Below are 15,420 nucleotides of genomic sequence, written 5' to 3'. Positions count from 1 at the left end.
GCTCATATCCAGGCGTTGAACAGCTTAATGATCTGCCAGTTTACCTGCGTAGAGACAAACGTCAACCGTAATTTTATAATCCGAAGCCGATTCGGGTACGATTCGTTAAGTTGCGGATTAAGATAGAAAGAAGAGAAGGAACGATGAAGGCGTGACATGACTGCTCAAATCCTGGTCGAGAAAAAGAAATTAGCCAATCCACCGTTAAAGTTGCACTACCTGGGCGATCGCGTCCTACGTCAGCCCGCCAAGCGCATCACGAAGGTAGACGATGAAATTCGTGAATTAGCACGGCAAATGCTGCAAACCATGTACAGCGAAGATGGCATCGGTTTAGCAGCCCCTCAAGTCGGGGTTAACAAGCAGTTGTTGGTGGTGGATTGCGAATTAGACAACCCGACCGCTCCTCCCTATATTTTGATCAACCCTACAGTCACTAAACGAAGTGCAGACACATGCGTTATTCAGGAGGGATGTCTCAGCATTCCTGGTGTCTTCATCGATGTGATCCGTCCTGAAGTGATTAAGGTGTCTTACAAAGACGAAAATGGACGCCCCCAAAAGTTGGTTGCCGATGGTTTGTTGGCACGGGTGATCCAGCACGAGATTGACCACCTCAACGGTGTCATGTTTGTTGATCGCGTTGACAATGCTCTGGTACTCAATCAAGAGTTGACAAAGCATGGGTTTTCAGTCGAAGCTGTAAAGCCGATTGACGCATAAGTGCGATCTCGCTTGTAACCCATTCAACAAACTCTGATGTACGTAACTCCAAAAAGTGGTGTGTTTTTGGCAGCGTCGTGTGTAACGGCGATCGCTGCGGTCGGTTCCATCTTTGAGTTGTCCTCTGGTACGCCTCAACTAGGTTCAACCGTGACAGGGGTAATCCTGGCATTGGCGGTGCCCCTGACAGGTATTTTGTTCTACGCGGCAGTTCGTTCAGCTAAAACCTGAATGTTAAGGGTCAATTGTCAATTGAGCATTGCTATCGCTTGTGCCTGTCAACGATCAATCCCTGATTACTAACCATTGACCATTGACGATGAACCATTGACCCCTGCCCCCTGACCACTTGCCCAACTGACCCTACATTCTTTCTTCGTTTTTCCCTCTTCTGTCTTCCTCTATAGTTGAGGGTAGAAAATTTTTACGCGATTGAGGCGTTCCAGACGATGACCGGACCTGCTGCTGCAACCCCTGTGCTCAGGCAACTCCCCTCGGTGAATGCAGCCAGTTCAACGGATGTAACCTATCCTTTGACCGGGGAGATGACGATTGGGCGTGATCCCCGATGTCAGATTGTGTTGGACTCAATGGTCTATGGGGGTGTTTCCCGCCAACATGCGCAGGTCAGTTTAGTAACAGGCAGTTCTAACACCTGGCAAATCTGTGACCTCAGTAGTGCGAACGGTACTTTTTTGAATGGACACCGATTGCAGGGGTGTCAGGTCTTGTATCCGGGCGATCGCATCACATTGGGGCAAAATGGCCCCGAATTTGTGTTTGAGCAGCAACTCGTCTCTCGTGTGGATGCTCCGCCTGATCCCGTATTGCCCTCGGTTGCCGCATTTGCTGCGACTCGCCGACCGGGGGAGCCAATGCCCGGTGGCATTCCTCCCAGTGATGTGACCCTGAGCCAACTGTTTCCTATCGTCTCAACCGGACGCGATCTGACCCAAAAAGCCTATCTGGTTCCCGCCATTCTTACGATCGCCTTCGTGATCTTAATGTTTATCGCCGTGGGAACACCAGTCCTCTTCAACCTGCTGCTAGCTGCCTACATCGCTGGTGCCGCTTACTATTTCGTCTACCAACTCTGTGGCAAGCGCAAACCCTGGTGGTTGCTCGTTTCCGCTGGAGTCATGACCATGCTGTTGCTGGTCAGCCCAGTGCTAGAGCTATTTATCCTGGTGTTTCGCGTCATTCTGCCGGGGTCGATTCCCGAAGGCGAACCCTCTGGCAATTTTCTCAACTTGCTCGTGGGAATGTTTTTTGGTGCCGGACTGATGGAGGAACTCCTCAAAGCTATTCCTGTCCTGCTGGCATACTACATTGGCACCCAACTGCGATCGCCCCTACGGGAGCGGATTGGGGTGTGGGAGCCACTCGATGGCATTCTGCTGGGAACCGCTTCAGCCGTTGGATTTACCCTACTGGAAACCCTGGGGCAGTACGTGCCCAACATTATCAACGATGTGACGCTGCAAGCTGGAGAAGGGACGGGCGAACTGGTTGGACTGCAATTACTGATCCCGCGTGTGTTGGGATCGATCGCCGGGCATATGGCTTACAGCGGTTATCTCGGCTATTTCATTGGGTTGAGTGTCCTTAAACCCTCAAAACGATGGCAAATTTTAGGGGTAGGGTATCTAACTGCCGCCATTCTCCACACCCTGTGGAATACGACAGGCAGTATTAACTTCCTGATCTTGGCGATTGTGGGTATTCTGTCTTACGCATTTCTGGCGGCGGCGATCCTCAAAGCAAGAGCACTGTCACCGACGCGATCGCAAAACTTCGCCACTCGATTTTCGAGGCTACCCTAATTCTCTCAGGTGAGCAAAATCTTTCCTACGACTGGTCGGCAGAGAGTTGAGCAATCGCGTAGCGGGCGATTACCAGACTGAGCTTGGCTTGATCGATGCTGGACAAGCTAACCCAGGTTGTCTCTTGTAATGGTTGGAGCGTGGTTTCCAGTTCAGCTTCTGGTCCTCGCATCGCATAGGCAAGGGGACGCGCTAAGACGCGCAGATCGTCCTCTGCCCAATTGGGGAGAAGCTCTTGAACGGACATGACTAACTTGTCTGCCAGGGAGGCGTTAATGGCGACGGCTCGTTGAGCATGATGTACCAGGTCTTCCAAAAAGGCTTGAGGTACCTGAGCCGCACATCGTTCAAACAATTGCGTGATGAGAGAACGGGTGACGGTTTGTTCCACAGGGGCGATCGTTGCCCACACCTGATCAACATACGTTGCCAGGGCTGTCCCCTGAGCCGCAAAATCTTCAGCCATCCAACCTGCCGCGATCACTTCTTGCTCTAACTCAGCGAAGTAGGCATCTGCGCCCGACTCTGCCGGATTCCAGGGGTAGGGTGTGTCAGACTGCAAAATTAATTGCAACAACTCTAGCTCAGCCTGGGCTTGAAAGGGCGAGAAAGACGGACGGGTTGAATCGCTGGTCATAAGGGTTTACTCCTGAATCATTGCTGGTCCTGATGGACACCGATAGCTACACCTGATGGGTTAGTCGTTCCGTAAGATTTATGGTAATTTACGCCATTTGGCAGAGCAGCCCAGATCGGTTGGTGTTGGATGTGAAATTTTGGATTTTGGCTGACTCTAAAATCCACCATCCAAACTCTAAAGTGCCTCTAGTTTTCGATCACAAACTCTAATGCCGAACTATGCCCAAACCGTAGTTGGGTTTTGGAGAATAGAGGGACTTCTTGATGGTGGACTCGATGCCATCCATCTTGCATTAACACTAATGTTCCAAAACGGGAATAGTCTTTCAGGAAATACGTGGGGCGATCGCTTGCACTGGTGAAGGAATCGCGATAGAAAATTTCGGCGTGGACGCGGGAAACCCCCGGTTCTCGAATGACGAGATCGTTGCCCTCACGACTGCCCACGCGCATGATCCCACCGTGGACTTGCCAGGTGCGACCGGGGGAGGTGAGCGATCGCAAAAAAGCAGTAGGAGTTCTACGCCCGATCCAACTGGGAGAATTTTCAGGGATTTCTGTGACCCCTTCTGTCATCGGCTTGACCAACTCGCCATTAAATTCGGGATGCATATAGAGGACGGGCAACGTCCAGGCAGGTTGGTTGAATTTGTAGAGGGTGAGCAATTGCTGACGGGCGATCGCCACAGCCTGGTCAATGGGGGCACGTTCTGCCAATGCCTGGGTAAACTCGCGAATAAAACTGAGGGCTTCCTGATCGGCGATCGAGTCTCGCATCCCTAGCACCGCGGGCACGCCGTGGTGGATCAGCACTTCCGCCAAGCTGCTACGAGGAATGGCGCGATCGCCATCGTGATCGGGTTGTGCTCCCCAGCAGGTGTTAAACACAGCCAGCTTGACCTGACAACGCGTGAGCACCTGAGCGAGTTCAGTGCCATTGAGCGGTGCACTGGGACGGACAAACAACAGCCCCCCATTGGGAGCCGGAACCCCATGTCCTGAGTAGAACAAGACGTTGTAACTGCCCCGTTCTAGCTCATCAATCAATTCGCCGGGGGTGGGTTGGACGAGCGTCTTGACCTGACACGGGACAGGGCTTGAAAAAGCATTGCCTGACGTTGCATCGGCGGCTTCTTCTAATAGCCCTGCCAGCATCTTGGCTTCTTGCTCCAGCTTCAGCAATTTGGCACCACTGGGAACCGCATCTGGATTGTGGACATCCATTTCTTCGTCTTGACCCAAAACCAGCAAAATTCTCAAGAAATGCTCGATCCGTAACAGGGGCAATGCGTCTACATCACTGGTGGTGCGGCTAAACAAAAGCTGCTGACTGAGAGACACAGCTTGTTTGCCCGGTTGGGGTTGCATAATCTCCCAGGGAATCGAAATCAAATCAGGATCGCGCACCTCTAGCCGAATTCGCAACGGTTTGCCCTGACCAATGGCGATTCCCTGGCTACGCTCTAAGCTAATTTGAATTGGGCTGTCGTCAAATAGCCAGTGCCATAAATTGACCCCTAAGTTTTGCATCAGTAGCCCCGTTTTGCTAGTGGCTTGCCCCAGAGGGGGTGTAGCTGGATCAGGAGGGGAGGTGATAGGGCTAATGACAGGTGGCGAGGTCAGGGGAAAACGCGGCACAGGAGGCAGACTCCGCACCGCGAACATGTTTTGCCAGTTGTGCCACGATTCAGTTAGCAGTTGAGTCCAACGGCGATCGTGATGGACATAGCCTCCCGGATAAGGGGCTTGTAAGACCCAAATCGCATAATGATCTGGCTCAGCAGCCGTTAATGGGGCGATCGCCAGACTTAAGCAAGGACTTTCAGGCAAATACATGTAAAAAGATTGATTTCAAAACCCAAACGTGATCAGTTTTTTACCAGTCTATACGGTATCGGGATGCAGGAGGAGAGCACAGACTAACTCTCATCGGTAGCAGTCCTGCTCCGTCCTGATCAGGCATTACGACAGTGCGGGTTCAGACGTTGCTGGAGCGTCTGGCTGACCACACACTCCCTGTTCCTGCGGGGTCAGCGTCGGTCTAGAGCCAACCAGCGACAAGATCTGGGTTTCGAGAATCCAACCAGTTCCCCCAGGTGGGAGGGGTTGAGGTGCGGGAACTGCTGACGGATTGAGTGGGGATGGAGATACCCCAGCATCCGGATTCGTGGGGATTCCCGGAGTCGGCTCTGGGGAAATAGGGGTGGCGGGCAAGGTGACCAGATGGGTTAGCACAGATGCTTGAGGAGTAACCCCTGCATTGCCTGGAATGGAACAGAGCCGGACTTCGACCCACCGTTCTTGGGGGGTTGTAGCTTGAACTCTAACCACCTGCACAATACTCCCTGGTGACACTGTACTGGCACTGACCACCGGAGGTCGCAAGTTTCCTGGACGAGATAGGACAATGACTGGCTCTTGAGGCGAAGCGGGCGCAGAAGATGGAGTGATTTGCAGAAACGAGCCAATTTGCAACGGGGTTGAGGGGGTGACCGGAGTGGGGGATGGCGTAGCAGGGGTTGGCGGAGGGACAGCCAGGGGATTTAAACCAATCAGGCGATCGACCCATCCTCGGAAGGACAAGTTGAGGGCATATGCGAGTAAACCACCCCCTAAGCTGAGCAAAATGATTCCTAATAACAACGGCAAGATCTTGAGGGATTGGCGTTGGCGAGTGGGTAAGACCTGGGTCTTGGCAGTGGCTTCGCTGTCTCCCGCAGGGGCGATCGCTGGATCAGCACTAACCTTAGGGGCAACCACTGGAGCCGTTGCAGTAGGCTGGGCTTGGGTAGAGCGTTCTTGAATCACCGTTGCTGTGCCCGATGTTGGAGCAGACACCGCCCTGGTTGTTGCAGGCGGCATTTCATCAGCAAAGGGATTCACCATCGCTCGAATGTGAAACACACCTACCGTGACATTGTCGTGTCCGTTGCGGGTGTTGGCTAGTTCGATGAGTTGTTGGCTGACAACCGCAACGTCCGTTCTCCCTTCTAACAGGGGCAATAGGGTCGTGTCCCAGGTTTCCTCAACGCGATCGTTATCACTCAATCCATCGGAGCACAGCAAAAATACAGTGTCTTCATCCAAAACAAATCGCTGTACGGTCGGATGCAGCACAGTCGAGGAACCCATGCCCAACGCTTGTACCAGCGACCCGGCACTGGGTTGCTGCAATGCCTCCCGGTAGGAACTGTAGCCCAACCGCACTTCACGCGAGGCAACATCATCATCTTGAGTCACCTGATAACAGCCGTAGCGACTCACCCAATAGGCACGACTATCGCCCACGTGGGTAATGTAAAGCTCATGCCCCCGCACCAGTCCCATCACTAATGTGGTGCCCATGCGCTGACGGTCAAACCGCTGTTCGCTGTCGTTGCGCTGGCTGATCTGGTCGTTTGCCACGCAGGCGGCTTTTTCCAATGCCAGCGTTAGCGATGCAGCGTCTAGCGTTTCTAATGAGAGGGATTGCACCTGCTGCCGTACCGCTTGAATGGCGAGATTAGAAGCAACATCACCGCCTTGGTGTCCGCCGATGCCATCACAGACAATCACCAGAGCCGTATCTGAGGCAGATTGCAGGGTATGGGTTGTAACCGTGCCATTGGGGGGATAGCAGGAATCTTCGTTGCGTTGCCGACTTGGTCCCTGATCCGTGCGAGCAGCAACATGAATTTGGTAAGAGAGCGATCGCCCCACCTGATCCAGCAACGTGTCTAACTGGCTGATCAACTGCTCTGCATTGCGAATCTGACCCTGGGTTAACTGCTGGCAAATCTGAGTTAATCCTCTAGAAATCGACGGGTGAGCCTGTCGAACCCAAGATGACCAGAGTTGTCCCAACTGAGCCAAAGACACAGCATCAGACCCATCGGATCGTAACTCCAGCAATCGCACCAATGCTCCCTCGACCCGCACCAGTTCTGGAGCTAACACACTGGATGCCATCTGCTGACTGGCGAGGGGTTGCCAGAGATGGGCAATTTGCCACAGCCAGTTGAGTTGACGCATCGCAGACGCCGACTGCCAACGATCGCTTAATGCAGGCAACAATTGCGGTGCTGCTACGTCCGCTGCCGGAGCACCTCCCTCAAACACCAAACCAGAGCTATCCAGGGCAGCCTGATCGAGCAAGACCAACCAGGACGCATTCGTTAACGGGAGCACCTCATAAATTTGAGGAATATGAATGCGATAAGGGGACAACCGCAAATAGGAAACCACATTGGGTGGAATTTCGGCTGGAGCGGCGGAATATAGACCAGGCTTGGTATCTAAAAAGATTCGGGAACCTTTGCAGAGATAGCGATCGCCCAAAAGATCGCCAGCCCGGAACTGCCCCGCACCTTCACCCACTGCCCATAAATAATGGTGTGGCAGCAACGTACGGCACTTCTGGCAGAATTTATGGCTTTCGGGGTTGGGGGTTTGACAGGTGTAGTTAGGGCAATAAAGCATGTCCGCAGAAGTTACTCAGCACCGGGGACTAAGACGGTTTTACCAGGATATCCTAGACCTCCGCAGCCTGCGCGAGTTACAAAAATTTAAGTAGGGGCAAAGCATCCGTTTGGGCGTTTGGAGTTGAAGGGTTATCCTCCTATCCGAATGCTTTACCCCTACCCGATTTTGTCTCGTTTCTTAAAATACGTTGCCCTCGGCAGCCACCTTCGGTAAGCCGAGACTGTAGTTGCGGACTCGGCTTTGCAGATTGTAGGAGATTTGCCCCGACTGAAGGAGCGATCGCACAAAATGCTCCAAGTCAGAGCCAATGCGCCGCAGATTGTAGTCTGTTAAATCAGCCCCTGCATACGCATCTACCAGCTCATCAAACTTGCGATAGACCTGCTGAAGCGCAGCATCATTCCACACCAGCTCGTTGTCAGGATCGACATCAAGTGTCAACTGACCATCACTAGGTACTAATTCGTCATTCTCAATCTCAGCAGTAAAAATGCGAATATGACGAGTTGTAGACTTTAGTAGCATAGTTCGTAGAGCTGAATTTAGAGTGCAATACCGTTATTCTACAAGGTTTGAGCTGGCACTTAATTCCAACTCCCATGAGAATTCAACCCCAGATCATTAATGAATTCTGATGGAATCAATTGGGCCACTGCCCATACCCAAATCTGGGGAACTAGAATGACGGTAAGAACGTCACCCCTGCATAGTCAAACGGGTGTTTGATCTACCAAGCGAAGGATTTTTGCATGAGCAACTATAAATTTGGAGATCGACACGACCTCGAAGAGCGACTGGCGTCATTGGAGCAACAATTGCTGCAACGGCGATCGGGAGGTGGTTTCTTCAAAAAATTGTCGCTCATGCTAACCGGGGGCATCGCCCTGGCAGGTTTATTTGTCGGCATTGGAGTTTGGCGAGCAGGTGACCAATTTCTCAATACCCTGCAATCCGCATTTCTACCGCCCCAACCTGAGCCGCAAGTCGATGTCGAGTCAGTGGTTGTTGAGCAAGTGCGGGGGGTGAGTGAATTGACCACTGCTGTTTTTGCGATGCAAGCGGTAGTGCCCACCAGCCGCGATCGCACCTTTGGTGGCTATGTCGTTGGTAAAACCACCCTGCTCTATGTTGCCTATGGTGAAGTGCGGGCTGGGGTGGACTTGTCCAAGGTGCAGTCTGGCGATATCGACATCACAGAGAATAGCGTTTATCTGCGCCTGCCTCCACCAGAAATCTTAGACAGCAAAATTGACGTGACGCGATCGCGCGTGTATGACTACGATCGCGGCTTTCTAGGGTTGGGACCCGATGCCGCTCCAGAGTTGCAAGACCTGGCTCAACGTGAAACCCTGAATGAAATTGTGGCAGCGGCCTGTACTGAGGGTGTGTTGCAGGAGGCGAGCGATCGCGCCAAGCTCGTCGTCACCCAACTGCTAAACACGGCTGGATATCGCGACATCACCATTGAAACTCAACCTCCGGCGGCGGATGCCTGCCCCACAACGCCTCAATAAGGCTATCAAGTGGATAGAGCTATTAGAAGTGACCCCAAAACCTCAACAGGTGATGCAAAACACATCCCAATTTCGTTCTGCCACTGGAACAATAAAATTCACTCAAAAATAGATTTCAAATTCAAATTAATCGTTTAGTTCTAGTTAGAAATACCAAATTGGAAATGAGATTGATCTAGTTGAAAATAACGATGCTCAAAACCCTATCCGGGGCTAAAACATCGGATGGGGTTTCGAGTTTCAGTGTTTCTATCAGGCGGAACTTAGATCTTTTCGCTAGCATAAATGCGATGTTAATACCTTAAATTAAGTTCAGATGAATTTAAAGAAATAGTGATTGTTTTTGAGCCTTGATAGGGAAACCTAACTCTAACTTAAATTGCAAATAGTCAATAGCGGGAGAAATCGTCATGGCGAGAGCTCAACTAGGAAACACGCTGCGGACAGCGAGGACAACGGTGCTGACCCCTACAGCAAGAACGCTACGAGGTGCTCTTTCTGCCAGAGACGGCAACGATTTCTGGAAGTTTACCCTTTCCGCTCGGAGCAGTTTTAATCTCAACCTGACGGGCATTGCCAGAACAGCGAATGCAGATGTCCTGCTTCTCAATAATCGTGGTGGGCTGATTCGACTATCAAGAAACCCCCGTAACCGCCCAGAACGGTTGAACAGTTTATCCCTTGACCCGGGTACTTATGTTGTCCGAGTACAACGCCGCACAGGCACCACTCGATATGCCCTCAGCATGTCAGCCGCACCGATTACTAACCCGACTAACCCGAATAACCCCACTAACCCAAATAACCCCACTAATCCGACTAACCCGACTAACCCGACTAATCCGGGTGGCGGTACAACTCCACCTCCTGATACGGGCGGTAACACCTTTGCGGCATCCTCAGCGTTGGTGCCAACTTTACTGCCAGCAGTAGATTTCACCCCACGCACCTTCAGTGATTTTGTCGGTGACGTTGACCCTCAAGACTTCTTCTCCTTTAGCCCTACCACCCCTGGCAACCTCTCACTGCAACTGACTGGGTTAACAGCAGGTGCTAGTATTCAACTGTTTGATGCTAACCAGAGCTTGATTGCGTCAGGGGATGCTAACAACAGTTTGTTGCAAAATATTGCCCAAGCCGGTGGCACCTACTTCATCCGAGTCTTCCAGGCGGGTCCAGGCAACAATACGAACTACACTCTGAATGTGGCGTTGACTCCTGTAGATACGGTTGGAGATACCGCAGGCACAGCAACCATCATTAACGACTTAAATATCACTACACCCCCTAATGCTCGTCAGCGTACAGCGGTTCGTGCGGAGTTTGTGGGTGGTAGTGACGTTGATTTCTACCGCTTTGAATTACAGAGTCAAAGTTTTGTTGGGATTGACCTATTAAACCAGGCGACTGGAAATGCTGACCTGGAGTTATTCAAAGATATCAATGGCACGCTCGACTCGTTGCTCACGTCAACACGGGGGGTTGGTGCTCCTGAGCAAATCGGCGGCACCTTGGGTGCAGGCACCTATTACCTTCGAGTATCAGCCGGGGCAGGCGCGACTGGTTCGCCCTACAGCTTTACCATGTATGCTGAATCGACGCTTGGATTGCCGACGATCACCCGTGACATTGCCTTTAATGCAGATGGAGGACAAGCCAGTTCTCAGCCTAGTGAACTCACAGCGGTAGGAGGCACTCTCTACTTTGCAGCAAACGAACCAGGGGTTGGCATTGGTTTGTGGAGCAGTACGGGAGGACCCACAGGCGGTAACTTAGAGGAAACCACTCGAATTCGGGTGTTTGGTACACCTCAGTCACCGGGTAGCCTTTCTGACTTCGTTGCCGTTGGTAATAATTTGTACTTCATCGCGAACGATGGAACGAGTGGAACACAACTTTGGGTTTATAACGGCAGTACGACGGTTCAGCTAACGAATAGCCCTGGTGGTGGTTTTATAGACAATTTGACTGCCGTTGGTAGCAATCTCTACTTCACCTTCTCGGCGGTGAGTGGGTTAACCAACCAACGTCTGTGGCGGAGTGATGGCACTGCTGCCGGAACGGCTATCGTAGACAACCCAGCTACGGCGATTGCGGATGCAGGGTTGCAACCAGGCAACTTGGTTGCGATTGGTAATGATTTGTACTACGCCGCAACGGATAACGCTGCTTCTAACAACAAGGGTAGAGAGGTCTGGAAGATCACGAATGCAGGAACCGCAACCCCAGGCACAGCGGCGATCGCCTTTGACCTACAACCAGGCGACGGTGAAAGTTCTAATCCAACGAAGCTGACGGCGATTGGTGACAATCTGTATTTTGTTGCAACAACCGCTTCAGAGGGCACTGAATTGCGCCGATTGAGCAGTACCGGCACCCTGACGACGTTTAACTTAGCCAACTCCTTCACGAATGGCATTGAATCGTCCAATGTTCTATCTGTGGACTGGAATATCGTAGCCATGGGTGGCAATGTCTACTTCGCCGCAGACAACCTTGCGGATGGTGCGGGTGAAGAACTGTGGCAAATTGCGGCGAATGACACCGTAACTCGAATCACCAATATCAACACAGGTCCTGCTAATTCCTCGCCACGTAACCTAACGGTTGTCGGCAACACCCTATACTTCCTGGCAACTGGCAGCGAGGGAGTCGAGTTGTATGCCTACAACGGCACAACGACCACCTTGTTGACTCCAAATCGTCCTACCCTGGCTCCCGCTATTGAGGATTTGACGGCAGTAGGTACTAGGCTGTACTTCACAATGGGAACGGATATCAACGGTCAGCCAACGGGTCGAGAGCTGTGGTCAAGCGAAGGTACGGTGCAGACGACACAACTCGTTGCTGATATTCGCCCTGGGGTCACTGTGACGCCTGGAACCCCCGAAGATCCAACCACCGATCCCCCAACTCCGGCTACTCCTGACACGATCACAGCGAATGAATCTAATCCAAACAATTTAACCAATGTCGGCGGTAGATTGTTCTTCTCAGCAGACAACGGCTTAAATGGTGTGGAACTCTGGACGTTGATCTAGATAGTTTGGCAAATCTCACGGTTTGCAGTAGACGCACCTGACGAGTCCCCTCTTCTCCTGTAACAAGAAGAGGGGATTTTTTGAGGGTATACAGTCATGGGAGAAGAACTGATGAAATCTGTATGAATTTGACCTATAGCTGTAGCCACCTGGGTTAGGACGGGGTGCAGGGGTTCCACCCCTGGCTGGGAGCACAGCCCCCATCCCTCTGCCCGAAATGAAGTGGTGATAGCTATAACACTGATTGATGGGTACTCTTATGGGCACTGAACTATCCAATTTGTGAATGCCGTTATGCTATTGCACTCCGTTCAGCGTGTGTTTTCTCAATCCGTTTCAGGCGATCGCGCTGGCAATACTTTAAGACAAGCCAGATTGATCAACCTGCGGGCAGCCACCACTAGTCTACGAGAGTCGCTTGGAGGGGGCGATCGCATTGATATGTATCGCTTTCGGTTGGCTAATCGTAGCAGCCTCAACCTGTCCTTAACCGGATTAAGAGCTAACGCCGATCTGGCACTGCTCAATCAAACGGGGGGTGTGATTCAACGCTCTGCCCGTGCAGGTCGAGTATCGGAGGCGGTGCAACAGACGCTAGGAGCGGGTGTGTATTACATTCGCGTCTCTGTAGGGCGGGGTGCAGGGAGTGCTGAGATTCGCTATCGGCTGATTGCCACAACGGCGATCGCCGCTGATCCTGCTCCTGTAGAGCCGACCGTGCCCATTACACCAACGCCGACCCCGACTCCAGCGTTGACGCCAACGCCGACGCCAACGCCGACACCAACGCCGACGCCGACACCAACGCCGACGCCAACGCCAACTCCTGCGCCCGTTCCAACTCCTACCCGACCGTTTAACATTCAGTTTGACTATCGCTTTGATACCGATCAGTGGTTCACTCCAGCACGCAGGCAAGTTTTAGAAGCGGCTGCGGATCGTTGGGAGGCGATCATTCAAGATGAATTTGAGGCGATCGCCCCTGGGACTCGTCTGAATGTGGTTAATCCGCAAACGGATGTTGCAGTGCAATTAAACGCAGACTCCGAGATTGATGACCTAGTTGTATTTGTCGGGTCAAGAGTATTTGATGGGGTGGGTGGCACCCTCGCAACGGGTGGCCCATCCGGTATTTGGACTGTAGGAAGCCGTCTGGAGCAGCGTTATCAAGGAGCGGATTTTGAACCGTGGACAGCCAGTTTGGGGTTTGATCGGTCAGAAAATTGGTTCTTTGACCCCACTCCTGACACTGCCAATGATCTGCCCGGAGGTCAGCCTGATTTCTTCACGATCGCCCTGCATGAACTGGGGCATGCCCTGGGTATCGGCACATCCAATGCCTTTGATAACTGGGTGAGCAACGGGGCATTTACTGGAACCCATGCCAGAGCACAAAACGGTGGCAATCCGATTCCGTTGACTTCAGACGGGCATGTGCAGGATGAGTTTATAGCGGCTGGGGTGGGTACAGAGGCACTGATGGACCCAACATTGACGATTGGCGATCGCAAACTACCCAACCGCCTCGATATTGCGTTGTTGCAGGATATTGGGTACACCATCAATCCCCAGGCATTGGTTTAGGGCAAGAATGAATGGGGAACGGAGAAACATCGGCTGATCCCCGACTTCACAACTCAGTTACGCCTCTACTCATTGCTTCCTCCGTGTAGACGGGGGCGTAGGGATAGAACCTCCGCTTCGCTGCTTTCCCTGGCTACTCGAATGAGTAGAGCCGCAGATACCAGGCTGGCGATCATCGAACTACCACCATAACTGAACATGGGTAAGGGTAAGCCTGTCGTGGGTAGGGCACCTGTGGCAACTCCAATATTGAGAAGCGATTGCCCGACCAACAGAATGACAATACCGATCGCCACGAGTTGATGAATCGGTTGCCGTGCTTTGAGAGCCACTTTTAGCCCCATCGTGGCGTAAGACCCTAACAACAGCATCAACACAGTACTGCCAATAAAGCCAAATTCTTCAGCAAACACCGCAAAGATAAAGTCTGTGTATTGAATGGGCAGGTAGAACAGCTTTTGCTGGGACATGCCGTAACCCACACCAAAAATGCCGCCAGAGCCGATCGCCAACAAGCTCTGGATTAACTGATAGCCATTTTGGTCTGGGTCAGCCCACGGATTCAAAAAAGACATCACCCGTTCGCGTTGATAGGCTCTCAGACTGATGCTGATAGTGGCGGTAAACAAGCCAGCGATCGCCGTTCCTACCAGATAGCGATATGGCAATCCCGATGCCAGTGCAATTAGCCACAACACGATGCCACAGAGCGCGGCGGTACTCAGGTTGGGTTGTAGCAAGATCGCCACAATCAACAGCACAAAAACGCCTAACCAGGTCAATCGCACCTGTTGCGACAGTTGATCCCACCGACCAAAAATGCGTGCTGCTTGTAACACCAGAAAGGGCTTGATCAACTCTGAGGGCTGCAAAAAGGGCAGCGGACCGATCGCCACCCAACGACTGGCTCCATTTACTGGATCGGCAAAACCAGGGATGAGCGTCAGCAGGATCAGCCCCAAGAAGAACAGCATGAACCAATCTGCTAAGCCCAGAATATAGCGAATGGGAGAGTGAACGATCAGGCTGAAGGCAATCAACCCGACGATCACCCAGAGAAGCTGACGCTCAAAGTAGTACAGCCCGTGCCCGTACTCACTATCAGCGACAGCATAGGACGCCGAGAACAGCACGGCTAACCCCATAAATAGCCAGAGAAACGTCAACCAGTGCAGAATTCGGGCTTCTAATGCCCAATCTTTAATGGATGGATCGAGAAAGGGAATAAACTGGCGGAGATTCACAGCAGATTAGTGTTCAGGAAATTGCCTATAACACTAGCGCAAGTTAAAGCTCTTAGTATAGCGATCGCCAAAACCATTAGGACATTGAATTTGAGTCCTGCTGAGAGAGACGCGATTAATCGCGTCTGTCCTGTTGAGTGCCTTGTCTTAACTGAGGTGACTACAGCTATACAACTCGTCGTAAATAACGTCAATTCGGTTTAAGAGCCCGGCGAATGAATTCGTGGCTACTAGAGCGACGTCCACCGACGCGGACTCCGGAAAAGGCAGGATTTGACGAACCGACGCAGGTCGGCTTTGCTCCGATAGCGGCGGGTTTAACCGCCGAAATCCTGATCCCGAATTCACGTTAAATAAGGGTGGGAATTTGGGGTGCAGGGATTCCACCTCT

The 15,420-nt window shown here is 52.1% G+C and carries 12 protein-coding genes; 7 read left to right on the top strand and 5 right to left on the bottom strand.

Features of this window, described 5'->3' with window-relative positions:
- Window positions 1–156 precede the first annotated feature (156 nt).
- From def to H6G89_RS18295, 3 genes are all read left to right on the top strand, one after another.
- Entirely contained in the window at window positions 157–723 is a 567-nt protein-coding gene (gene def, locus H6G89_RS18305; protein WP_190508975.1) for a peptide deformylase, read from the top strand.
- Between the two features lie 36 nt (window positions 724–759).
- Window positions 760–954: a hypothetical protein gene (locus H6G89_RS18300; protein WP_190508973.1), complete on the top strand. Its 195-nt coding sequence runs from the start codon at window positions 760–762 to the stop codon at window positions 952–954.
- A 218-nt stretch (window positions 955–1,172) separates the two neighbouring features.
- Window positions 1,173–2,546, top strand: a complete 1,374-nt coding sequence (locus tag H6G89_RS18295; RefSeq protein ID WP_190508971.1) for a PrsW family glutamic-type intramembrane protease — start codon at window positions 1,173–1,175, stop codon at window positions 2,544–2,546.
- A 25-nt stretch (window positions 2,547–2,571) separates the two neighbouring features.
- On the opposite strand, the gene H6G89_RS18290 is transcribed toward H6G89_RS18295, so the two are convergent.
- The 4 genes from H6G89_RS18290 to H6G89_RS18275 all read right to left on the bottom strand — a co-directional run bounded on the left by H6G89_RS18290 (window position 2,572) and on the right by H6G89_RS18275 (window position 8,171).
- The gene (locus tag H6G89_RS18290) at window positions 2,572–3,183 is read right to left on the bottom strand and encodes a hypothetical protein (RefSeq protein ID WP_190508969.1); all 612 of its coding nucleotides are present in this window, start codon (window positions 3,181–3,183) and stop codon (window positions 2,572–2,574) included.
- A gap of 188 nt (window positions 3,184–3,371) precedes the next feature.
- Window positions 3,372–5,021 (bottom strand): CHAT domain-containing protein, encoded by a 1,650-nt coding sequence (locus tag H6G89_RS18285; RefSeq protein WP_190508967.1) that lies wholly within the window; start codon window positions 5,019–5,021, stop codon window positions 3,372–3,374.
- A 126-nt stretch (window positions 5,022–5,147) separates the two neighbouring features.
- Window positions 5,148–7,643, bottom strand: coding sequence for a protein phosphatase 2C domain-containing protein (locus tag H6G89_RS18280; RefSeq protein ID WP_190508965.1), 2,496 nt, complete (start codon window positions 7,641–7,643; stop codon window positions 5,148–5,150).
- Between the two features lie 180 nt (window positions 7,644–7,823).
- Entirely contained in the window at window positions 7,824–8,171 is a 348-nt protein-coding gene (locus H6G89_RS18275) for an NAD(P)H-quinone oxidoreductase subunit M (RefSeq protein WP_190508963.1), read from the bottom strand.
- Window positions 8,172–8,395: 224 nt separating this feature from the next.
- Between H6G89_RS18275 and H6G89_RS18270 the strand changes: the two genes are divergently transcribed.
- The 3 genes from H6G89_RS18270 (at window position 8,396) to H6G89_RS18260 (ending at window position 13,785) form a co-directional block, all read left to right on the top strand.
- Window positions 8,396–9,160, top strand: coding sequence for a DUF4230 domain-containing protein (locus H6G89_RS18270; protein WP_190508961.1), 765 nt, complete (start codon window positions 8,396–8,398; stop codon window positions 9,158–9,160).
- A gap of 410 nt (window positions 9,161–9,570) precedes the next feature.
- Window positions 9,571–12,201, top strand: coding sequence for a pre-peptidase C-terminal domain-containing protein (locus H6G89_RS18265; RefSeq protein WP_190508959.1), 2,631 nt, complete (start codon window positions 9,571–9,573; stop codon window positions 12,199–12,201).
- A gap of 318 nt (window positions 12,202–12,519) precedes the next feature.
- On the top strand, window positions 12,520–13,785 hold the full coding sequence (locus tag H6G89_RS18260) for a pre-peptidase C-terminal domain-containing protein (RefSeq protein ID WP_190508957.1): 1,266 nt from the start codon (window positions 12,520–12,522) through the stop codon (window positions 13,783–13,785).
- 65 nt (window positions 13,786–13,850) lie between these two features.
- Here the strand turns inward: H6G89_RS18260 and H6G89_RS18255 are convergent, their stop codons facing one another.
- Window positions 13,851–15,029, bottom strand: coding sequence for an FtsW/RodA/SpoVE family cell cycle protein (locus H6G89_RS18255; RefSeq protein ID WP_190508956.1), 1,179 nt, complete (start codon window positions 15,027–15,029; stop codon window positions 13,851–13,853).
- A 215-nt stretch (window positions 15,030–15,244) separates the two neighbouring features.
- On the opposite strand from H6G89_RS18255, the gene H6G89_RS18250 reads away from it, so the two are divergent.
- Window positions 15,245–15,382 carry a hypothetical protein gene (locus tag H6G89_RS18250; protein ID WP_190508953.1) on the top strand — a complete coding sequence of 46 codons (138 nt, stop codon included), beginning with the start codon at window positions 15,245–15,247 and terminating at the stop codon, window positions 15,380–15,382.
- Window positions 15,383–15,420: the final 38 nt, after the last annotated feature.

Origin of the sequence: Oscillatoria sp. FACHB-1407, from assembly GCF_014697545.1 — a bacterium.
GTDB lineage: Bacteria > Cyanobacteriota > Cyanobacteriia > Elainellales > Elainellaceae > FACHB-1407.
This window is presented reverse-complemented; position numbering and strand designations above follow the sequence as displayed.